Below are 17,814 nucleotides of genomic sequence, written 5' to 3'. Positions count from 1 at the left end.
CCATCGAAGCAATTCCGTTTTTGAAGGGGAGCGCGCACAGTATCAGCGAGCAGTTATCAAATTTATGTCATGGGGCACATTCATGCCGGGCGCTAATCATTACAGAACACGACAAGGACGATGATGAAATGGACACCTTCGACGTACTGATCATCGGTGCGGGCCTGTCGGGTATCGGCGCCGCCTGGCGGCTTCAGCAGCATTGCCCGGACCAGCGCTACGCGGTGCTCGAGGCCCGGGCGGAGCTGGGCGGTACCTGGGACCTGTTCCGCTACCCCGGTATCCGCTCGGACTCCGACATGTTCACCCTCAGCTATCCCTTCCGACCATGGCAGGGCGGCGCCTCGATCGCCGATGGCGCGAGCATCGCCCAGTACCTGCGCGACACGGCGCGAGCCGGCGGTATCGAACGGCACATCCGCTTCAACCAGCGCGTGCTGGCCGCAGCCTGGGATAGCGCCCAGGCCCTGTGGACGCTGCAGGTGGATATCGAGGGAGTGCCGTGCCAATACCAGTGCCGCTTTCTGTACCTGTGCTGTGGCTACTACGACTACGCCCAGGGTTACCGCCCGGCGTTTCCTGACCAAGCGTGCTTCGCAGGACGCTGGGTACACCCGCAGCAGTGGCCCCAGGACCTGGACTGGCGGGATCGACGCGTGGTGGTGATCGGTAGCGGTGCCACCGCCGTCACCCTCGTACCGGCCCTGGCCGAAACAGCGCGGCAGGTCACGCTGCTGCAACGCTCGCCCAGCTACGTGCTGGCCCTGCCCGCCCGCGACCCGTTGGCCAACGCCCTGCGCCGCTGCCTGCCGCCAGAACTGGCCGGTAGCCTGGCGCGCTGGAAGAACGCCCTGGCCGGGCTGGCCTTGTTCCAGGTGTGCCGACGCCTGCCGGGACTGTCGCGCAAACTGTTGCGCCAACGGGTCGCCGCCGCACTGCCTGCCGGCTACGCGGTGGACACGCACTTCAACCCGCGCTATGCCCCTTGGGACCAACGCCTGTGCATCGTGCCCGATGGCGACCTGTTCCGGGCCATTGCCAGCGGCAAGGCCCAGGTGGTGACTGACACGATCGCCAGCATTGAAACCGACGGCCTGCGCCTGACCTCCGGCGGCCACCTGGCCGCCGACATCATTGTCACCGCCACGGGCCTGACGTTACAGGCCTGTGGCGGCATGGCCCTGAGCGTCGACGGCCAGGCCGTGGACCTGGGGCAGCGGGTGGCCTATGAGGGCCTGCTGCTGGAGGGGGTGCCGAACCTGGCCTTCTGCGTGGGCTACACCAACGCCTCCTGGACGCTGCGGGCCGACTTGTCGTCGCGCCAGGTATGCCGCCTGCTCAACCACATGCGCCGGCATGGCCACCGACAATGCCGCCCCCGGCTCGATGGCCCCGCGGGTGCACGCCGACCGTTGCTGGACCTGCACGCCGGCTACGTGCTGCGCGCTCTTGACGGGTTGCCCAAGCAAGGCGCGCGAGCGCCCTGGCTGCTGCGCCAGAACTATGTGCTGGATTACCTGCGCTTTCGCCTGGGGCGAGTGAAGCATCCGGCGCTTGAGTTTTTCTGAGGAGGCAGAAACATAGGCACAAACTCTTGAACAAAATGGAACGGCGCCACGCGCTATATTGCGGGCTTTCCCCCGCGAGTGTTTCCCATGGCACGCCTTCCTCCCTTGCCCGCGCTGCGCGCCTTCGAAGCTGCTGCCCGCCTCGGTAGCGTCGTCGACGGCGCTGCCGCGCTGGGCCTGACCCACGCGACCATCGCCCAGCAGGTGCGCCAGTTGGAAGCCTGGTTCGAGACGCCCTTGCTGAGCCGCCACGGGCGCGGTTTGCGGTTGACGGCGGCCGGCAAGGAACTGTCGACGTCGCTGACGGACACCTTCACCCGCCTGGACCAGGCCTGCCAGCGCCTCATTGCCCGCCCCAGTGCTCGGCCGCTGACGCTGGCCTGCCCGGCCGCGGTGGCGGCGCGCTGGCTGGTACCGCGGCTGGAGGAGTTCACCGCGGCCTACCCGGAGTTGTCGATACGCCTGGCGCTGGACACCGTCGACGGCGATACCCTGCCCGACCATGTCGACCTGGCCATCATCCCGTGCAACGGCCCCTATCCCGGGCACTTGCCGGCCTGCTCGCTGTTCAGCGGCGCCGCGCAACCGGTGTGCAGCCCGGTGCTGCTGCAACGCAATGCACCGTTGGTCACCGCCGAAGACCTGCTGGCCACCCCACTGCTGCACCACCTCGACAGCAGCGGCTGGCAGCAATGGTTCGCCAACGCCGGGCTCGAGAACCTGCCCCCGCAGCCAGGGCTGGTATTCGACGACTTCAATGAGATGAGCACCGCCGCCATCGCCGGGCACGGCGTGGCGCTGTGCCCCTTGGCGCTGGTGGAGCAGGATGTGCGCCTGGGGTTGCTCAAGGTGATCTCCCCGGTGACCGCCGAGGAAGGTCGCGAGTATGTGCTGGTGCACCGGGCCGATGGCGATCCGCGGGTGATGGCGGCACGCGACTGGGTGGTGGGCATTGGCGGTTAGGCAGGCATTCCGGGCGCCCTGCCCCCCCTCAGCGACGCATCATCATCGCCGCCACCGCACACCCCGCCAACGCCAGGCAGGCGACGAAAAACGCATCGCTGTAGGCCATCAGGTAAGCCTGATGCCGCACGCTGGCCATCATCACCGCCAGGGTCTGCTGCTGCTCCGGCAACGACGGGTCGAGCATGCCGCCCAGGCGTTCCTGCACCGGGGCCATGAACTGGCTGAGGGATTCGCCGATACGCTCGCTGTGCATGCGTTCGCGTACTTCCACCGCCTGGGCCAGCGCGGCCGTGACGACCGCGCCGCCCAGGTTGCGCAGCATCGAGAACAGGGCCGAGGCCGACCCGGCCTGCGCCTTGCTCAGGCCCGCCACCGCCAGCACCGACAAGGCCACCATGATCAATGGCTGGCCGATGCCCCGCACGACCACGGAGGGCACGATCACATTGGCGGCGCTGTCTGCGTCCAGAAATGCGCCCAGGTAACACCCCAGCGCCATGATCAGGAACCCCCCGGCCACCATCAGCTTGGGGTTCAGGGCGCGCATCAAGGCGGGCATCAAGGGCGCCAGCAGCAACTGCACCAGCCCGTACAGGATCAGGCTCACGCCCACATCGCTGGCGCTGTAGCCCTGCTGTTGGGACAGGTAGTTGGGCACCAGGAACACCAGGCCGAACGTCATGCCCCCGAAAATGAACATGGCCACGCTGGCGACGCCGAAATTGTAGCCCTTGAGCAACCTGAGGTTGATGAAGGCACGGCTGCCATACAGCTGGGAGGCGATGAAATAAACCAGCGCCACGGCCGACACCACGCTCATCCAGACAATGAACGGCGAACCGAACCAGTCTTCCCGCCCGCCCTCCTCCAGCACGATCTGCACCCCGCCCAGGCCGATGACCATGGCGGTGATGCCGGCCCAGTCGCCGCGCTTGAGCAGTTCCAGCTTCATGGGGCTGGCGTCGATGGCCCAGGCGATTGCCAGCAACAGCAGCACGCCGGGCGCCAGTTGCAAGTAGAAAATCCAGCGCCAGCTATAGACGTCCGTCAACCACCCGCCAATGGACGGGCCCGCGGCCTGGGCGACACTGTTGGCCAGGCTGAACAGCGCCATGCCCATGGGCACCTTGCTGGCCGGCAACTGCGTGATGATCAGCTGGAATGACAACGGAATCAGCACCGCCCCCGCTGCCCCCTGTACCACGCGAATGGCGATCATCACCGACAGGTTCGGCGCCAGCGAGCAGGCCACCGACGCCAGCAGAAACACGAACGCGCCCACCCACATCACCCGGCGCAGCGAGAACACCTCCACCAACCAGGCGGTGAGCGGGATCATGACGATCTCGGCCACCAGGTAAGCGGTGGAGATCCACGACCCCTCCTGAAAGCTAGCCCCCAACGCGCCTTCGATTTCCGGCAAGGCGGCGCTGGTGACGTGCACGTTCATGCCCGCCATGAAGCAGCCGAACAACCCCCCGATGACCGCTACCCAGGCACGCAGGGAAACCGGTTGCTCAGCGCTCATCGCGGGTATCCACCGTGGCCACCACCGACATGCCGGGCAGGATGGGCGCCTGGCCCTGGGGGGCGTCGAGTAGAATGCGGACCGGGAACCGCTGGACGATCTTGGTGAAGTTGCCGGTGGCGTTATCCGACGGCAACAGCGCGAACACTGCCCCCGAGCCCGGCGAGAAACTCGCCACGTGCCCGTGCAGACGCTGGCCGCCGTAGGTGTCCACGCGCAGCTCCACCGGCTGCCCGGCTCGCATGTGCTGCAATTGGGTCTCCTTGAAGTTGGCTACCACATAGGCCTGTTGTACCGGCACCACGGCCAACAGCGGCAGGCCAGGCGACAGGTACTGACGTTCACGTACCTTGCGCTGGCCGACCACCCCGTCGAACGGCGCGCGTATCTGAGTATCTTCCAGTGCATGATCGGCCAAGGCCAATTGCGCCCGCGCCTGGGCCTGACGCGCCACCTGTTGTTGCAGCGCCGCCTGGGCCAGCGTCTCGCGGCCGCGGGCGACGTTCAGCGCCAGCTCCTGCTGATGCTGGCGCGCTACCGCGGCATCGAGGGTCGCGCGGGCCTGGGCGAAACTGGACTCCGCGCTCTCCAGGCGCTGGGCGCTGGCAGCCTGGTCATGTACCAGACCCTGGTAACGCTGGCGGTCGAGGCTGGCCCGCTGGAATTCGGCACGGCTGCCCTGGGCCTGGGCGGCGGCCTGGGCGATGGCGGCCTGCTGCTCAGCAACCCGGTCCTGGGCCACGGCCAGGCTGGCCTGGCCGGCCAACGCGGCAGCATCGGCTTCCGCCACGGCCGCGCGAGCCTGATCGCGGTGGGCCAGGTAGTCGCGGTCGTCCATGCGCACCAGTACCTGCCCGGCTTTCACCGGCTGGTCGTCGTCCACCAGCACCTGCGCGACGTAGCCGTTGATGCGTGCACTGATGGGCACCCAGTCGGCGCGCACATAGGCATCGTCGGTACTCTCCAGGAAACGCCCCTGCAACCACCAGTACCCGCCGGCGGCCACCGCCGCGCATAACCCGGCGACCCCGGCTGCCAGCTGCAACCGGCGCTTGCGGCGCAGACGCAGGGCCTGGGCCTGGTGCTGACCGTGGTCGATGTCGTGGGCGGCAATGTTCATGGGGCGGTTCCGTCAGCAGTGGAAAGGGAAGTGTCGTCGCGCTGCCAGCCGCCCCCGAGGGCGGCGAACAGGTCGATCTGGCGCTGCAGCAGCTGGCCGTCGGCATCGGCCAGGCCGGCTTGCAGGCCGATGAGCTCACGCTCGCTGTCGAGCACATCGAGGAAATCCAGGGCACCAGCGCGATAGTTGCGCTGGGCCAGGTCAAAGGCCCGTCGGCTACTACCCAGCGCCTGCGCCAGGGCGGCGTGACGCTGGCGTTCGCCGTCATAGAGCACCAGGGCCTGGCGGACCTGTTGCAGGGCGCCGAGCACCTGGGCATCGAACCGCGCCAGCTGCCCTTGCTCCAGGGCCCGGGCCTGCTCGACCCGGGCGCGATTGGCGGCACGGTTGGGAAATTGCCAACTGATCAACGGACCGATACCGAACATCACCGCGTGGCTGTCGCCTAGCTGGTTCAGCGGGTGGCTGGACGACGTCAGTGAGGCACCGAAACTGACCTTGGGGTACAGGTCGGCCTGGGTGATGTCCACCTGCAAGCTGGCCGCCTGCAGCTCGCGCTGGGCCTGGCGGATGTCGGGGCGCCGTGCCAGCCATTGCCAGCCGTCCCCTACCGGCAGCGCGGCGCTCAGCTGGGGCACCTGCTGGCAATCGACGGGCGTCGGCGTGGGGTTGCCTGTCAGTGTCGCCAGTTCGAACACCGCTGCCTGGCGGCGTGCCTCCAGCATCGGCAACCCGGCCTGCACCTGCCCTTGCAACGCCTGCATGCGGGACACTTCGAAGTCAGTGACCAGGCCTGCCTGGCGCTGGCGTTGCAGCAACCGCACGCTATCGGCCAGCACCGCCAGCGATTGGCGCTGCACCCTGGCGCGGGCAGCCAAGGCGCAGGTGCCGACGTAGGCCCGGGTGGTCTGCGCCGCCACGGTCACGCGCACCTGGTCCTGGGCTGCAGCCGCCGCCTGGGCGTTGGCCTGGGCACGCTCGATGGCATGTTGCACCTGGCCCCACACATCCATTTGGTAGGCCAGCTCAAGGCCCGGGTTGAATGCCCACTGGGCCGGTGCATGGCTGCCGGTCGCCTTGGCCAGCGTCTGGTCGTCCGCAGTCTTGCCATAGCTGGCGCCCATGTCCACCGTGGTGGACGGCCAACGCTGGGCATCAGCCTCGTGCAGGCCGGCCAGCAGGGCCTGGGCATGAGCCCCGGCCTGGGCCAGGTCGCGGTTGTGGGCCAACGCCTCGCGTACCAGATGGTCCAGCGCCGGGTCGTGGTACAGCTGCCACCACTGGCCGGGCAGCGGCTCGCCGCTGACCTGCGCGGGCAATGTCTGCCACGGGTTGGTGGTGGGCAAAGACGAACGCGCAGGTTCGTGGCTGGCCCATTGGCTGCAACCAGGCAACAGTGCCATCAGCAACCAAGGGAGCAAGGGGCGCAAACAGGCAGGGGGCATTGCAGACCTTATTCTGAAGAGGACAAGGCCTGAAGATTATTGGATCCGGTGTGAGACGTGCCCGCGCGATTTGGACAAGTGTCGTTTTGATTGGGACAAGGTGGAGATTGGAGGGCGCACTCGGACCTCACCCGTTCCCCCTACCCCACCTGATAATGGCTGGGCGCATACCCCAACTCACGCTTGAACATCGCACTGAACGCGCTGGGGCTCTGATACCCATGCTCCAGCGCCACCTCCAGTATCGACACGCCCAAGGCCAAGCGCTGCAGGCTCAGGATCAACCGCGTGCGGGTGCGCCATTCGCCGAAGGTCATGCCCAGTTCGCGCAGGAACAGGCGCGCCAAGGTCCGCGAGCTCATGTTGCTCTGGTCGGCCCAGTCCTGCAGGGTGGACTCCTGCGCGGGGTTGGCGACGAAGGCCTCGCACAACGACTTGAGGCGTGGTTGCAGGGGCAGCGGTACATGGGTGGCCAACGGCGGCGCCCCTTCCAGCTCGGCGAACAGCAAGCCCAGCAGGTGCTGGTCGCGCGCCTCGCGCTGGGGCGCGCCCAGGCCCCCGATGGCGGCCAGTATCAACTCCCGGACCAGGGCCGACACCTTGACCACCTGGCAAGCGCTGACCCTGAAGCCCAGCGCCGAGGGGTGAATGAACAGCGTGCGCATTTGCACGTTGCCGGTCATGCGGATCTCGTGCTCCATGGCCTGCGGCACCCACAGCGCGTGCCCAGGCGGCACCACCCAGCTGCCTTGGCCGGTGGTGACGCGCATGACCCCGGAAATGGCGTGGATGAACTGGACCTGCCCATGACAATGGGGCGCGATGACCTCGCCATTGGCATAGTCATCGGCACAGGCCAGCAAGGGGGAACGGTTGAGCATGCCCGGCTTACTCCCGATGCTGACGGGGGATCAGGGCCTGCAACTGAAGCGCCAGGAAATCCGCCGTCAGTGGGTGCACTTCCGGGTCCTTGACACCGCGCTCCTTGCGCCACAGCCAATCCTCGGCAGGCGGCGTGCAGACGACACTGATGCTGCCATAGCGGTCCGAGGTCAGGCCCATCACCGCCAGGCTGATCTGGCCCTTGGCGCCCATGGCCTCGGGCACGAATTCCACGGTGCGCAACGCCAGGGTGATGACCAGCTTGTGGCTGGCGAAGGGCGATACCGGCGCCGGGAAGCTGGCGCTGGTGGCCAGGTATGGCTCGCGAGCCAATTCAACCAGCCCGGCGTCACGCAGCGGTTGCAGCCACTGCTCGATGCGCTCGAACAGGCCGTTGATGCTCACGCTCCAATGGCTGCACTGAGCTTCAAACTGCTGCTTCTTGTGCTCTTCACTCTGGGCATAGTGCTTGAGCATCTCGCCCAGTTGCTGGACTTGGTCCATGGCCTTCTACTCCTCAAGGTGCCGAGGCCAGGTGTCGGCGCAGATCGCCGACCGCCTGTTCGACCGTCGCACTGTACCCTGCCCAGCTCGCTGCCAACATCAAATTGCGCGGCAGGTTGAAATCTTCCACCGCGAACCCTTGGGCGTCATAGCCCTGGGGGTCATGGGCCACCTGTTGGCGCAGGCTGTGGTCGGGCTCGAAATAGGCCCATACGGGCTTGCCCAGGGCCACCGCCAGGCCGACTTCAAAGGCCGTGCCGGAGTCCGGCTCCTGGCCGCGAAATACATTGAGGTTAGCCAGCACCGCGTCGCAGCGGCGGATCATGGCGATGTTCTGCGCACAAATCAGCCGAGCGGCAGCCAACCCTGCCAGGTCTGCCGGCACCTCGTTGTCGAAAGGGTACAGCCCCTCCAGCCCCTGCTCGGCGCACAGGGACTTGAGGTAGTGGCCGTGGGCTACGGCATCACGGCGAAACACATCGAAACCGGCCAGGTACACACGCGTGTGCGGGGTCATCCATTGTCTCCTGAACATCAGTACACCAACCGGATCGCGCTCATGGCCTGGTACACGCCCGGCGCGCCGTCGCGGCCGGGCTGCATGCGCGCATACAAGGTATAGGTACGGGAAATACTGGCATGGGCGGCCAGGGTGTAGCTGTCGCTGGCAAAGGCCTGGCTGCCCAGCACCGGCTGCTGGCCGGCCGCCGTATAGAGTTGATACTGAGCTGTGCCGCTGCCGTTGCGCAAGTCATGGCTAAGGCCACCGTCATCGTCCAGGTACAGGCTGTAGCTGACCGTGGCGGCACTGGCACCGGCCTCGCAGGTCACGGTGACGGAGGCCGTGCTGCTGTGAACCTGGCCCGCCACACCGGCCACGGTGCCGAACATCAGTGGTGTGGCAGCCAAGGTACAGCTCTGCGCGAGAGCGCCGTGACTCAGGGGCATCAACAGCCAGAACAACAGATAGCGCATGGGAAAACCCTCTAGTGGCAGACAAGCGGGCCGATGTCGGGAATAGCCCCCGGCTCGGCGTGGTAGTCGAAGTGAACGGTACAGGCCGGGCGGCCCTTGGCCTCCACGCGTACCTGGTCATGGGGGCCCAGCTGTTGGAAAAAGGCTTCGCCGTCGTAACCGAGCATGGTCTGCTCGCCGCTGTCCACCAGCGTCGCGGTGGCCCCAACCGGCAGGGCATGGTGGCGGGTGTCGACCAGGTGCAAGGTCGCGCTGTGGCTGCGCTGGATGGCGAAGTGGGCGCGCACGGCACTGCGATCGCCGGGTACCAGGTGCAGTTGGTCGGTGCCCAGTTGCACGTCCAGGGGCACGTCGCCGGGGTCGATGGACAGGTGATTGTCCTGATAGGCGCGCAGTTCATCGACGAACAGCAGCCCGTTGCGGTCGGTGCGGCCCAGGTCGCGGTTCTCCTGGCGCACCCTGACATTGGCCAGGCCATCGGTATCGACCAGGGCAAAGGCGTCATCAATGGTATTGGAGGCAAACAGGTGCCCACCCAATAATGTCACGGCCCCCTGGGCACTGACACGCCAGTCGGTGCCGCTGTCGGTACGCTCGGTTTCGGCCCCTACCAGGCCAGAAGGCGTCTTGTCGTTCAGTGCCAGGTCATCGCGGTTCAAATCGCCCTCCGCGTGGGATACCCGCCAACCCAGGTCGCCGCGCTCCACGGCCGGGCGTTCGGCTTGCACGGTCTGGTAGCTGGCGCCAGCGCTCTGATTGCTGCTGGCACTGAGGGTGGCGCCTTCACCGAAGGGCATCGACAACCCGATGAACAGCCCGTTGCCGGTGGTGCCGGTGTAGTCATGCAACGCGGTGATCGAGCCGTAGGCCCCCCACGCCAGCGGCCGCGACCAGCTCACCGACAGGACGGTGGTCTGCACGCTAGTGGAGGTCAGGGCATAGTCGTCGTAGAGATTCACCCGCTTGCGGGTGAACACCACGCCCAATGAGCCCAGCCCCGGCAGCGACCAGCCGAGGTTGGCCCGCAGGCTGTTGCCCGGGCGATCGTCGCCGTTGGCCGAGGCCAGGTCGTTGAACCCGTGGTCGGCGCGCAGCAGGCTGAAGCCGGCGTTGAACACCCGGCTGGCATGGCTGAAGCCGATGCCGTATTGCCGCCCCGCCTGGCCTTGATACTGACTGGCCGCCAACGACAGGTTCAACACCCCGACCTGGCCCAGCAACCAGTCGGCGCCCGCCCCGCCCATGGCCAAGGTATCACTGGCCTCGGCATGGGTTTCCCAGGTCAGGCGGTCGCTGGCGCCGTGGCGCCAGCTCAACGACACCGCGCCCTGGGCGTAATCGGCCGACTGGCTGGCGTAGTGCTTGCGCACACTGCCGGCTTCCAGCGACAGCGAATCCAGGCCTGGGCTCAGCAACAGGCTACTGGTGTAGAACGGCAGGGTCTGGGTGGTCTGCCGCCCACTGGCATCCTTGACCACCACGGCGATGTCACCACTGCCGCTGGCCACCGGGATCTGGCTGGCTTCGAAGGGGCCGGGCTGCACCTGCCCGGACAATTGGTGCAGGCCGTTGACGTAAATGTCCACCGAGGACGGCACCGCCACGCTGGAGCTGATACCCGGCCGCGGGTAGGTGACGAGGTCCGGGCGCAGGCCGAAGTTGCTGGCCACCTGCACGCCCGCCAATCGCACGGGGCGGGTCCAGCTGAACCCGCCACTGACGAAATCGCCGATTTTCCAGCTGCGCAGGTGCTCAAGGTCGGCGCGGCTCCAGGTGGTGTCCAGGCGCACGGTGCTGTCCAGGGTGCTGCTGCGGGTCTGCAGGCTGCTGGTCTCGAATACCCCGGGGCCGCCCAGCAGGCGCAGGCTGGCCAGGGTACTGGCCGTGCCCTGGCCGTCAGCGCGGGTGTATTGGGTGTCGTAATTGAGCACGCTGGCCCAGTCGCTTTTGAGGCCAGCGCCTTTGGGGCGCGGCGGGTCGTGGCGCAGTGGCTGGGGAATCAGGTCGGCATCGGGCAATTGCAGCGAAATGCGCTGGCGGGCACGGTCGAAACGGCAGTGGCCGCCAGCCAGGCTGGCAAGGTCCACGTCACCGCTGCCGTCGCCGGGCTGGCGAATGCCCAGGGCCGGCAGTTGCTCGGCGGGTACCAGCAGGCGGCCCTGCTGTTCTTCCACTTCCTGGGCAGACGCGCGCAGTTGGCCATTGACGATGACCTCCAGCAGCAGAGGATCGGCGTCTGCCGTGAGGGGGCTGGCCATGACCAGTGTCAACAGCAGGTACCGGTAGACCAACGTGCTCAAGGGCTGGGTTCAAGGGTCAACCAGCTGTCCATCGCGGTGCCGCGGCCAGTGGTGGTCAGGTGCAGGCGGTCGCCCGCGTGCAGCACCTGGGCCGAGGCATGGATCAACCAGCGGCCGTCCTGGCCGACCAGCAGGTAAGGCAGCGCCGGGCGGCTGAGCTTCAGGGCGTGGCCCCCAACGTCCACCAGGGTCAGGTTGGCCAGCGGCGCGTGGGCCTGGCCGGCATTATGGGCCAACACATACCCCTGCCCATGCTCAAGCACCGCCCGCCATTGCACATCGGCGTTGGCCCGCGGGGCGTCGCTGGCGAATACCGGCACCGTCAGGCGGAACGCCAGCGCGACCTTGGTAGGGTCAGCGTCGGGCAACTGGTCGAACACTACCCGGTACGCTTGCTCAGTGCCGCCCGGTACCTGGCGCAGCAGCAGCCGGATGGTCTGCGACTGCCCCGGTGCGATACGGGCGAACGGCGGGCTGACCAGCAGGGCCTGGGTCTTGTCCAGCACGTCGGTGTTATTGGCCTGGGTCCATTGAAAGCTGCGTACCTGCACTTGGGTGTCGTGGTCAGCGCGGTTGGTCAGGGTGAAGCTGGCGCTGCGCTGGCCAGCCTCCAGGGCCTGGGCGATAGGCATGATCTCCAGTGCCTGGGCATGGGCCTGCGGCGCGAGCGCGCACAGGCCGGCCAGTGCACAGGCGCGGTAAAGGCGTGTGGCAAGGTGCATGAAGGAGGCTCTGCGAAAGGTAGGCGTGAACAGCTGTTTCACCCCCCTGTGAAAGCGGGCGCAGCTCACGGGCCCCAGCACCGCGCGATCACGATGCTGGTTTCCCGAACTGCGCCCGGTCCCTCAGGGAGATGGCGGCGGGTCAGTAGTTGACGGTGACGACCACGGTGTCCGAGTAACTGCCGGTGCTGGCCGTCAGCTGGTCGGCCGCCACTTTGCCATACACGGTAACGGTCTGCGCCGCCCCGGTACCGGTGCCGGCCAGGGTGTCGGTGCCGGTGGTATCGCCCCAGGTGGTGGCGTAGCTGCTGTCCTGGTACAGGCCGTAACTCAGGGTGGAAGTACTGTCCGATGCGTTGGTCAGCAGGCGTGCCGACGTGGTGGCATCGGTGCCGCTGCCTGCGCCTAGGGCGATGGTATAGGGCGCGTCGTTGGTGCAGGTCACCGACAGGTCAGCGCTGGAAGTGACGGCGGCGCCCGAGTAGGAGCCAAACGCCATGGAGCCGGCCGACACCGAGCAAGTGGCGACGACGGTGGCGCTGACGCTCATGTTAGCGGTGGCGGTAGATGCATTGGCGTTGCCGGACAAAGCGACGCCCAGGCCGATCAGGGCAAAGGCCCCGGCCTTGAACAGGTTGCGAGTGGACATAGAGGTTCCTGCGAAAGCGCTGGTAAGTGTGGGCCCCCAGGGTCTGAATGCCGCCGGGTGACCTTTTACAGCTTACGTGGGCCGGCATTCGCTAGGGCGGCCATACCGTTGCAGATCCGGCCACAAGCGTTGCATATCCGGCCAGTTCAGCCCTGCCAGCTACAGAACCAGAGCACCCGGCCGATCACGCTCAATTCGCCCAGCCGTTTCACCGGCAGGTGCAGGTCGCGAAACCGTGGGTTGATGGCCAGCAGCGTCAGCGAGCCGTCCACCTGGAATTGCAGGCGCTGCACCCGCAGGGTAGCGCCCAGCTCCACAAGGTACAGGCCATCGCCCGCCAGTCCCGGCGCGGCGCGGTCGATGAGCACCGTGCCGCCCTCCTCCAGCGGCGCGCCTCCCTGGCCACGCGGTACCTGCACGGCTACCAGGCTGTGCTCGGCCAGGCCGCGCTGTTGCAGTTCGACGGGGTTGAGCGGCAGAGGTTCAATGGCGGCCACACTGCCAGGCCATGGCAATTGCATCGGGCAGACCTCAGCGGGGTAACGCTGCACCCAGGTGATGCCGGGCGCCGATGGCTGCGCTGAACCTTCGCCTGATACCAGCCAGTCCAGCGACACCCCACCTGCACGGGCGATCGCCAGGCACACGCCCAGGCTGGGGGCACTGGCGCCCCGAATGTACTTGTACAGCTGGGTTTCGTGCACACCCGAGCGGCGCGCCAGGTTGCGCTTGCCACCTAGCCCATCCGCTACATCGGCGATTCGCTGACCCAAGCCTTCCAGGGCAAAGGTTTCAGCGCCCGTGCCTGTCAAACCGTTGGCACCCTGGGCGCCAGCGGCAGCGGCTGCTTGTTCTGTCTTCATGCTGTTGAACTCTCGACCTGTCTAGCTTTAGGGCTTGACCCTGTACAGCCAAATGACTATATTTTGACGTCTAAGTTTTGACGGTGCGTCAATATCCTGTTTCTCGCTGCAAAGTGCGATGGTGCTGGCACTGGCGCCGAGGGTATTAACGGCACCGCGGACGCAGGCTTGATTCTTTTTTTCGTGGGTGGCGGGGCTTACAGGTGCATGGTGTAGTGTTTTCAGGGCCCTTGGAATCAGGCGCCATTCGCACCGTAGTTCCCCAGGCGCCCGCCCACCCGGCGCGCGACATCGCCATCCTCAGCTACCCGGGATGCTACGTCGGCGATGTGATCAAGCTGCTGGAAACCCTTCACGCACTGGACCAGGCGCCGTGTTGCCAACTGCGCCAGGGCGCCCGGTTGAGCACACGGGTGTATTCGCTCGATGGCAGGCCGTTGCGCTCGCCGGGCATGCCATGGGTCAGCGTGCAGACACACGCCCTGGACCTGGCCCAGCCCTTGGGGGTGGATACCCTGATCATTGCGCATGGGCCGGCCCAGGCCCTCACCGCCGAGCACCCGCCGCTGGTGCATTGGCTACGCCAGGTACAGCCCCGGGCACGGCGGGTCGTGGCACTGGGCGCGGGCGTGTTCTGGCTGGCTGCGGCGCAATTGCTGCGCGGCCGCCAGGTCACGACCCACAGCGCGCTGACCACCCTGTTGGCCGTGCGTTTTCCCGAGACCCATGTGCATGAAAGCGGCCGCCTGCGGATAGACGGGCCGTTCTACACCACCAGTGAACGCATGAGCGCCAGCGACATGGCCCTGCTGTTGCTGCGCGACCATTGTGCCGCCGTGCGCGGCCAGCCCTGCCCGCCCACCGGCCTGTCTCATACCGCCCCACGCCCCAACGGCCCAGCGCTGCGCCTGTGCCGCTGGTGGTTGCAACGCCTGGACCAGACGCTGACCGTGGGCCAGGCCGCCGCGTACCTGCATACCAGCGAGCGCAGCCTGCGCCGGCTGCTGCGCCAGGACTGCGGTTGCTCGCCCCACGGGCTATTGCTGGTGCTGCGGGTGGAAATGGCGCGCCAGGCATTGCTGGCCAGCGACCTGCCGGTGGACAAGATTGGCCGGCGTGGCGGCCTGGGCGACGGCCAGCAACTGGCCCGCACCTTTCGCCGGTACCTGGGCGTGGCCCCCGGCGATTACCGGCGCACGCGGCTGCCAGGGCGGCTGCACGCGGATTATGGAAGGTTGTTCGATGGGCTGCGCCAGCCGGGGTGGTTGGCGCAACTGGCTGCTGCGAGCTAGAAGCCGGCAGCGGCCTTAGAGTGTATAGACCAGCGCCGAAATGGCCACCAGGCCGACGACCACCACGAACACGTTGGACAGTTTGCCCGCGTAGACGCGCATGGCCGGCACCCGGCGCACGGCGTACATCGGCATCAGGAACAGGATGGCGGCGATCACCGGGCCGCCCAGGGTTTCGATCATGCCCAGGATGCTCGGGTTCAGGGTCGCTACCAACCAGCACACCACCAGCATGAACGCGGCGACCAGGCGGTCCATGGTCTTGGCGGCCGGGCGCTTGCCGCTCTTGACGATCAGGCCCTTGAGGCCCTCGCTGGCACCGATGTAGTGGCCCAGGAACGATTTGGCGATGGCCACGAAAGCAATCAGCGGCGCCGCGAAGGCGATGGTCGGGTTGCTGAAGTGGTTGGCCAGGTACGACAGGATCGACAGGTTCTGCGCCTTGGCTTCGGCCAGTTGCTCAGGCGACAGGGTCAACACGCAGCTGAACACGAAGAACAGCACCATCACCACCATCAAACCGTGGGCACGGGCCAGGATCTGCGAGCTGCGTTTCTCGGCATTGGCGCCATAGCGACGCTTCTGGTCCACCGCGAAGGCCGAGATGATCGGCGAGTGGTTGAACGAGAACACCATCACCGGAATCGCCAGCCACAGGGTATGCAGGAACGCCGAAGGCTCAGGCACATTGCTGGCGGTGGTCAGGATGCCACCGGTCCAGTGCGGTACCAGGAACAGTGCCAACAGCAGCAGCGCGACGATGAAGGGGTACACCATCAGGCTCATGGCCTTGACGATCACCCGCTCACCACAGCGCACCACGCCCAGCAGGCCGACGATCAGCACCAGCGCCAGCAGCGCCCGGGGCGGTGGTTGCAGGTGCAGTTGGTGTTCGATGAAGCTGCCCACGGTGTTGGTCAAGGCAACACTGTAGATCAGCAGGATGGGGAAGATGGCGAAGAAGTACAGCAACGTGATCAGCGCCCCGGCCTTGGCGCCGAAGTGCTCCTCCACCACCTCGGTGATGTCCGCGCCTTCGCGGCCCGACAGCACGAAGCGGGTCAGGCCACGGTGCGCGTAGAAGGTCATCGGGAAGGCCAGCAAGGCCAGGATCAGCAGGGGCCAGAAACCGCCCAGGCCGGCGTTGATGGGCAAGAACAACGTGCCGGCGCCGATGGCTGTGCCGAACAGGCCCAGCATCCAGGTAGTGTCGTGACGGTTCCAACCTGTGAGCGTCGCTTGTGGCGCCGCGTCAAAGGTCTGGTCGAGGCTATTGGCCTGTTCATTCATCCGGTCGAATCTCCGCTTGCCGGTTATTCATACGTGGCCGAGACGGGATGAAACATGAAGCAGGCAGCGCCCCGGCCATAAAAGGGGGGGCGATTGTCCGGGATTGTGCTTGAGAAGCAAAGGGTTAGCTGAGCAACGGTGGTGAATGAGAGGTATTTTCGGTGTGGTGATTTGCCGCAGCCGTAGGTTTTCAGGACTTATCGCACCGTTGATGCTGGAACGCCATTTCAAACGGCGTGCGGTGGCTATTCAGAATGAAGTCGTGAGCCTTGCTTCATCGAGCGTGGCCTCATTGCAACGTGTTCGACGCAGCCTTCTGCCGAGCGGCAAAGACATCGCTAACCACCGGCACCGCCGTGAACACATTCGGCCACCCCGCATAAAACGCCAATTGGGTCAGCATCTCCGAGGCCTGCGCCTGGGTCAGGCCGTTGTCCATGGCGCGGTTCAAGTGCGCGCCCAGCTGTGCCACCTGGCCAGTGGCGATCAACGCACTCACCGTAATCAGGCTGCGATCACGCGGCGCCAGGCCTGGTCGCAGCCACAGGTCGTGAAACAGCGCCGCGCTGGTGTAGTGCACCAGCCCTGGGGAAACCGGCCCCACGACCCTGTCGACATAGGCGGTGCGCACCTGCTCCGAGGCCTGGTCGATGGGCAGCAGCGACGGTGACACCGGGGCCAGTTGCTCTGCGCCAATGTGGCGCCTGGCAAAGACGTCCTTGGCGATCAAGATCGTGCCAGTGGCACTGCCCCATCCGCTGTAGAACGCCAGGTGGTTGATGGTCTCTGACAGTTCAGCCGGTGTGACGCCGTTGTCCAGCGCAAGGTTGAAGTGGTAGGCCATTTCGACCGTCTGGTTGCGAGCAATCAGGACCGCCACGGTGACCAGGCTACGGTCCCGGGGTGACAAGCCGGGTCGCTTCCACACCTCCCCCAGCAGCAACGATTCGGTGTTGCGGGCCAGTGCCGGCGACACCGCACGCACGTCCTCGAGGCTGGGCACCGCGGGCGCCTGGCTGGCAGCCTTGTCATGGCCTGCACAGGCGGCCAATAGCACGGAAAACGAAGCGACAGCCGTTTTGAGCACTGTCATCGCGAAGCCTCGTATTGCACGTCAGTGACCGGCTCCAGCCATTCGACATTCTTGCCGTCACGCGACTCCTGGATAGCGATGTGGGTCATTCCGGTGGTGGCGGTGGCCCCATGCCAATGCTTGACGCCCGGCGGCGTCCAAATGACGTCACCGGGCTTGATCACCTGTTTCTCCCCGCCTTCCTGCTGGATCCAGCCAGTACCAGCGGTGACCACCAGGGTCTGGCCCAGTGGATGGGTGTGCCAGACGGAACGGGCACCCGGCTGGAAGGTGACCGCCCCTGCCGACACCGTGGAAGGTGCGCGCGGTGCGATCAGCGGATCGATACGGGCATTGCCGACAAAGTTGCCAGGCGCGCCCATGATGGACGGCTGCTCGCCATTTCTGACGATGCTCATTGCCTTCTCGCCGGGCACCTGCGCGGCCAGGACCGCGGTGCAGGACATCAGGGTGGTTACCAGTATCGCCAGTGCTCTCATCAATCACTCCTTGGTGGGGACCTTCCAAACAAGCCTGATCGGACGTTAGCCGAGGGAACCCGCAATGAGTACCCACCGTCTGTTCAACGAAGCGATGAACCGAGCTCATCAATACCTGCGATCGGCCAGCGGCTTCTG

The 17,814-nt window shown here is 66.3% G+C and carries 17 protein-coding genes; 3 read left to right on the top strand and 14 right to left on the bottom strand.

Features of this window, described 5'->3' with window-relative positions; translation table 11 throughout:
* The first annotated feature begins 128 nt into the window (after positions 1–128).
* Together HWQ56_RS11330 and HWQ56_RS11325 are read left to right on the top strand one after the other, a co-directional pair.
* A complete protein-coding gene (locus HWQ56_RS11330; protein WP_176570531.1) occupies positions 129–1,568 on the top strand; it encodes a flavin-containing monooxygenase in 1,440 nt (479 codons plus the stop codon).
* A gap of 87 nt (positions 1,569–1,655) precedes the next feature.
* Entirely contained in the window at positions 1,656–2,531 is an 876-nt protein-coding gene (locus HWQ56_RS11325; RefSeq protein ID WP_176570530.1) for a LysR substrate-binding domain-containing protein, read from the top strand.
* Positions 2,532–2,559: 28 nt separating this feature from the next.
* Here HWQ56_RS11325 and HWQ56_RS11320 read toward each other — a convergent pair whose 3' ends face one another.
* The 11 genes from HWQ56_RS11320 to HWQ56_RS11270 all read right to left on the bottom strand — a co-directional run bounded on the left by HWQ56_RS11320 (position 2,560) and on the right by HWQ56_RS11270 (position 13,522).
* Positions 2,560–4,062 carry a DHA2 family efflux MFS transporter permease subunit gene (locus HWQ56_RS11320; RefSeq protein ID WP_176570529.1) on the bottom strand — a complete coding sequence of 501 codons (1,503 nt, stop codon included), beginning with the start codon at positions 4,060–4,062 and terminating at the stop codon, positions 2,560–2,562.
* The gene (locus HWQ56_RS11315; protein ID WP_158158073.1) at positions 4,052–5,182 is read right to left on the bottom strand and encodes an HlyD family secretion protein; all 1,131 of its coding nucleotides are present in this window, start codon (positions 5,180–5,182) and stop codon (positions 4,052–4,054) included. Before HWQ56_RS11315 ends, HWQ56_RS11320 begins: the two co-directional genes overlap by 11 nt.
* On the bottom strand, positions 5,179–6,585 hold the full coding sequence (locus HWQ56_RS11310; RefSeq protein WP_245217836.1) for an efflux transporter outer membrane subunit: 1,407 nt from the start codon (positions 6,583–6,585) through the stop codon (positions 5,179–5,181). Before HWQ56_RS11310 ends, HWQ56_RS11315 begins: the two co-directional genes overlap by 4 nt.
* Positions 6,586–6,767: 182 nt before the next feature.
* Entirely contained in the window at positions 6,768–7,508 is a 741-nt protein-coding gene (locus HWQ56_RS11305) for an AraC family transcriptional regulator (protein WP_176570527.1), read from the bottom strand.
* Positions 7,509–7,515: 7 nt separating this feature from the next.
* Positions 7,516–8,013: a hypothetical protein gene (locus tag HWQ56_RS11300; RefSeq protein ID WP_158158070.1), complete on the bottom strand. Its 498-nt coding sequence runs from the start codon at positions 8,011–8,013 to the stop codon at positions 7,516–7,518.
* A 13-nt stretch (positions 8,014–8,026) separates the two neighbouring features.
* A complete protein-coding gene (locus HWQ56_RS11295; RefSeq protein WP_158158069.1) occupies positions 8,027–8,530 on the bottom strand; it encodes a nucleoside 2-deoxyribosyltransferase in 504 nt (167 codons plus the stop codon).
* A gap of 17 nt (positions 8,531–8,547) precedes the next feature.
* Positions 8,548–8,988 (bottom strand): spore coat protein U domain-containing protein, encoded by a 441-nt coding sequence (locus HWQ56_RS11290; RefSeq protein WP_176570526.1) that lies wholly within the window; start codon positions 8,986–8,988, stop codon positions 8,548–8,550.
* An 11-nt stretch (positions 8,989–8,999) separates the two neighbouring features.
* A complete protein-coding gene (locus HWQ56_RS11285; RefSeq protein ID WP_176570525.1) occupies positions 9,000–11,288 on the bottom strand; it encodes a fimbria/pilus outer membrane usher protein in 2,289 nt (762 codons plus the stop codon).
* Complete coding sequence (locus HWQ56_RS11280) at positions 11,285–12,010, bottom strand: fimbrial biogenesis chaperone (RefSeq protein WP_176570524.1); 726 nt, start codon at positions 12,008–12,010, stop codon at positions 11,285–11,287. The genes HWQ56_RS11285 and HWQ56_RS11280 overlap by 4 nt, the downstream gene beginning before the upstream one ends.
* 142 nt (positions 12,011–12,152) lie before the next feature.
* Positions 12,153–12,659 (bottom strand): Csu type fimbrial protein, encoded by a 507-nt coding sequence (locus HWQ56_RS11275; RefSeq protein ID WP_158158064.1) that lies wholly within the window; start codon positions 12,657–12,659, stop codon positions 12,153–12,155.
* Positions 12,660–12,805: 146 nt separating this feature from the next.
* Positions 12,806–13,522, bottom strand: a complete 717-nt coding sequence (locus tag HWQ56_RS11270; RefSeq protein WP_158158063.1) for an XRE family transcriptional regulator — start codon at positions 13,520–13,522, stop codon at positions 12,806–12,808.
* Positions 13,523–13,737: 215 nt separating this feature from the next.
* Between HWQ56_RS11270 and HWQ56_RS11265 the strand changes: the two genes are divergently transcribed.
* Positions 13,738–14,814, top strand: coding sequence for a GlxA family transcriptional regulator (locus tag HWQ56_RS11265; protein WP_176570523.1), 1,077 nt, complete (start codon positions 13,738–13,740; stop codon positions 14,812–14,814).
* Positions 14,815–14,829: 15 nt separating this feature from the next.
* Here HWQ56_RS11265 and HWQ56_RS11260 read toward each other — a convergent pair whose 3' ends face one another.
* The 3 genes from HWQ56_RS11260 to HWQ56_RS11250 all read right to left on the bottom strand — a co-directional run bounded on the left by HWQ56_RS11260 (position 14,830) and on the right by HWQ56_RS11250 (position 17,643).
* Positions 14,830–16,104 (bottom strand): serine/threonine transporter, encoded by a 1,275-nt coding sequence (locus HWQ56_RS11260; protein WP_158153771.1) that lies wholly within the window; start codon positions 16,102–16,104, stop codon positions 14,830–14,832.
* 289 nt (positions 16,105–16,393) lie between these two features.
* Positions 16,394–17,197: a carboxymuconolactone decarboxylase family protein gene (locus HWQ56_RS11255; RefSeq protein WP_176570522.1), complete on the bottom strand. Its 804-nt coding sequence runs from the start codon at positions 17,195–17,197 to the stop codon at positions 16,394–16,396.
* The gene (locus tag HWQ56_RS11250) at positions 17,194–17,643 is read right to left on the bottom strand and encodes a (R)-mandelonitrile lyase (protein ID WP_425331959.1); all 450 of its coding nucleotides are present in this window, start codon (positions 17,641–17,643) and stop codon (positions 17,194–17,196) included. Before HWQ56_RS11250 ends, HWQ56_RS11255 begins: the two co-directional genes overlap by 4 nt.
* Between the last annotated feature and the right edge of the window lie 171 nt (positions 17,644–17,814).

This window comes from Pseudomonas eucalypticola, assembly GCF_013374995.1.
GTDB classification, from domain to species: domain Bacteria; phylum Pseudomonadota; class Gammaproteobacteria; order Pseudomonadales; family Pseudomonadaceae; genus Aquipseudomonas; species Aquipseudomonas eucalypticola.
Note: the sequence above shows the minus strand (reverse complement) of the source record. Positions and strands in the feature narration are given on the sequence as shown.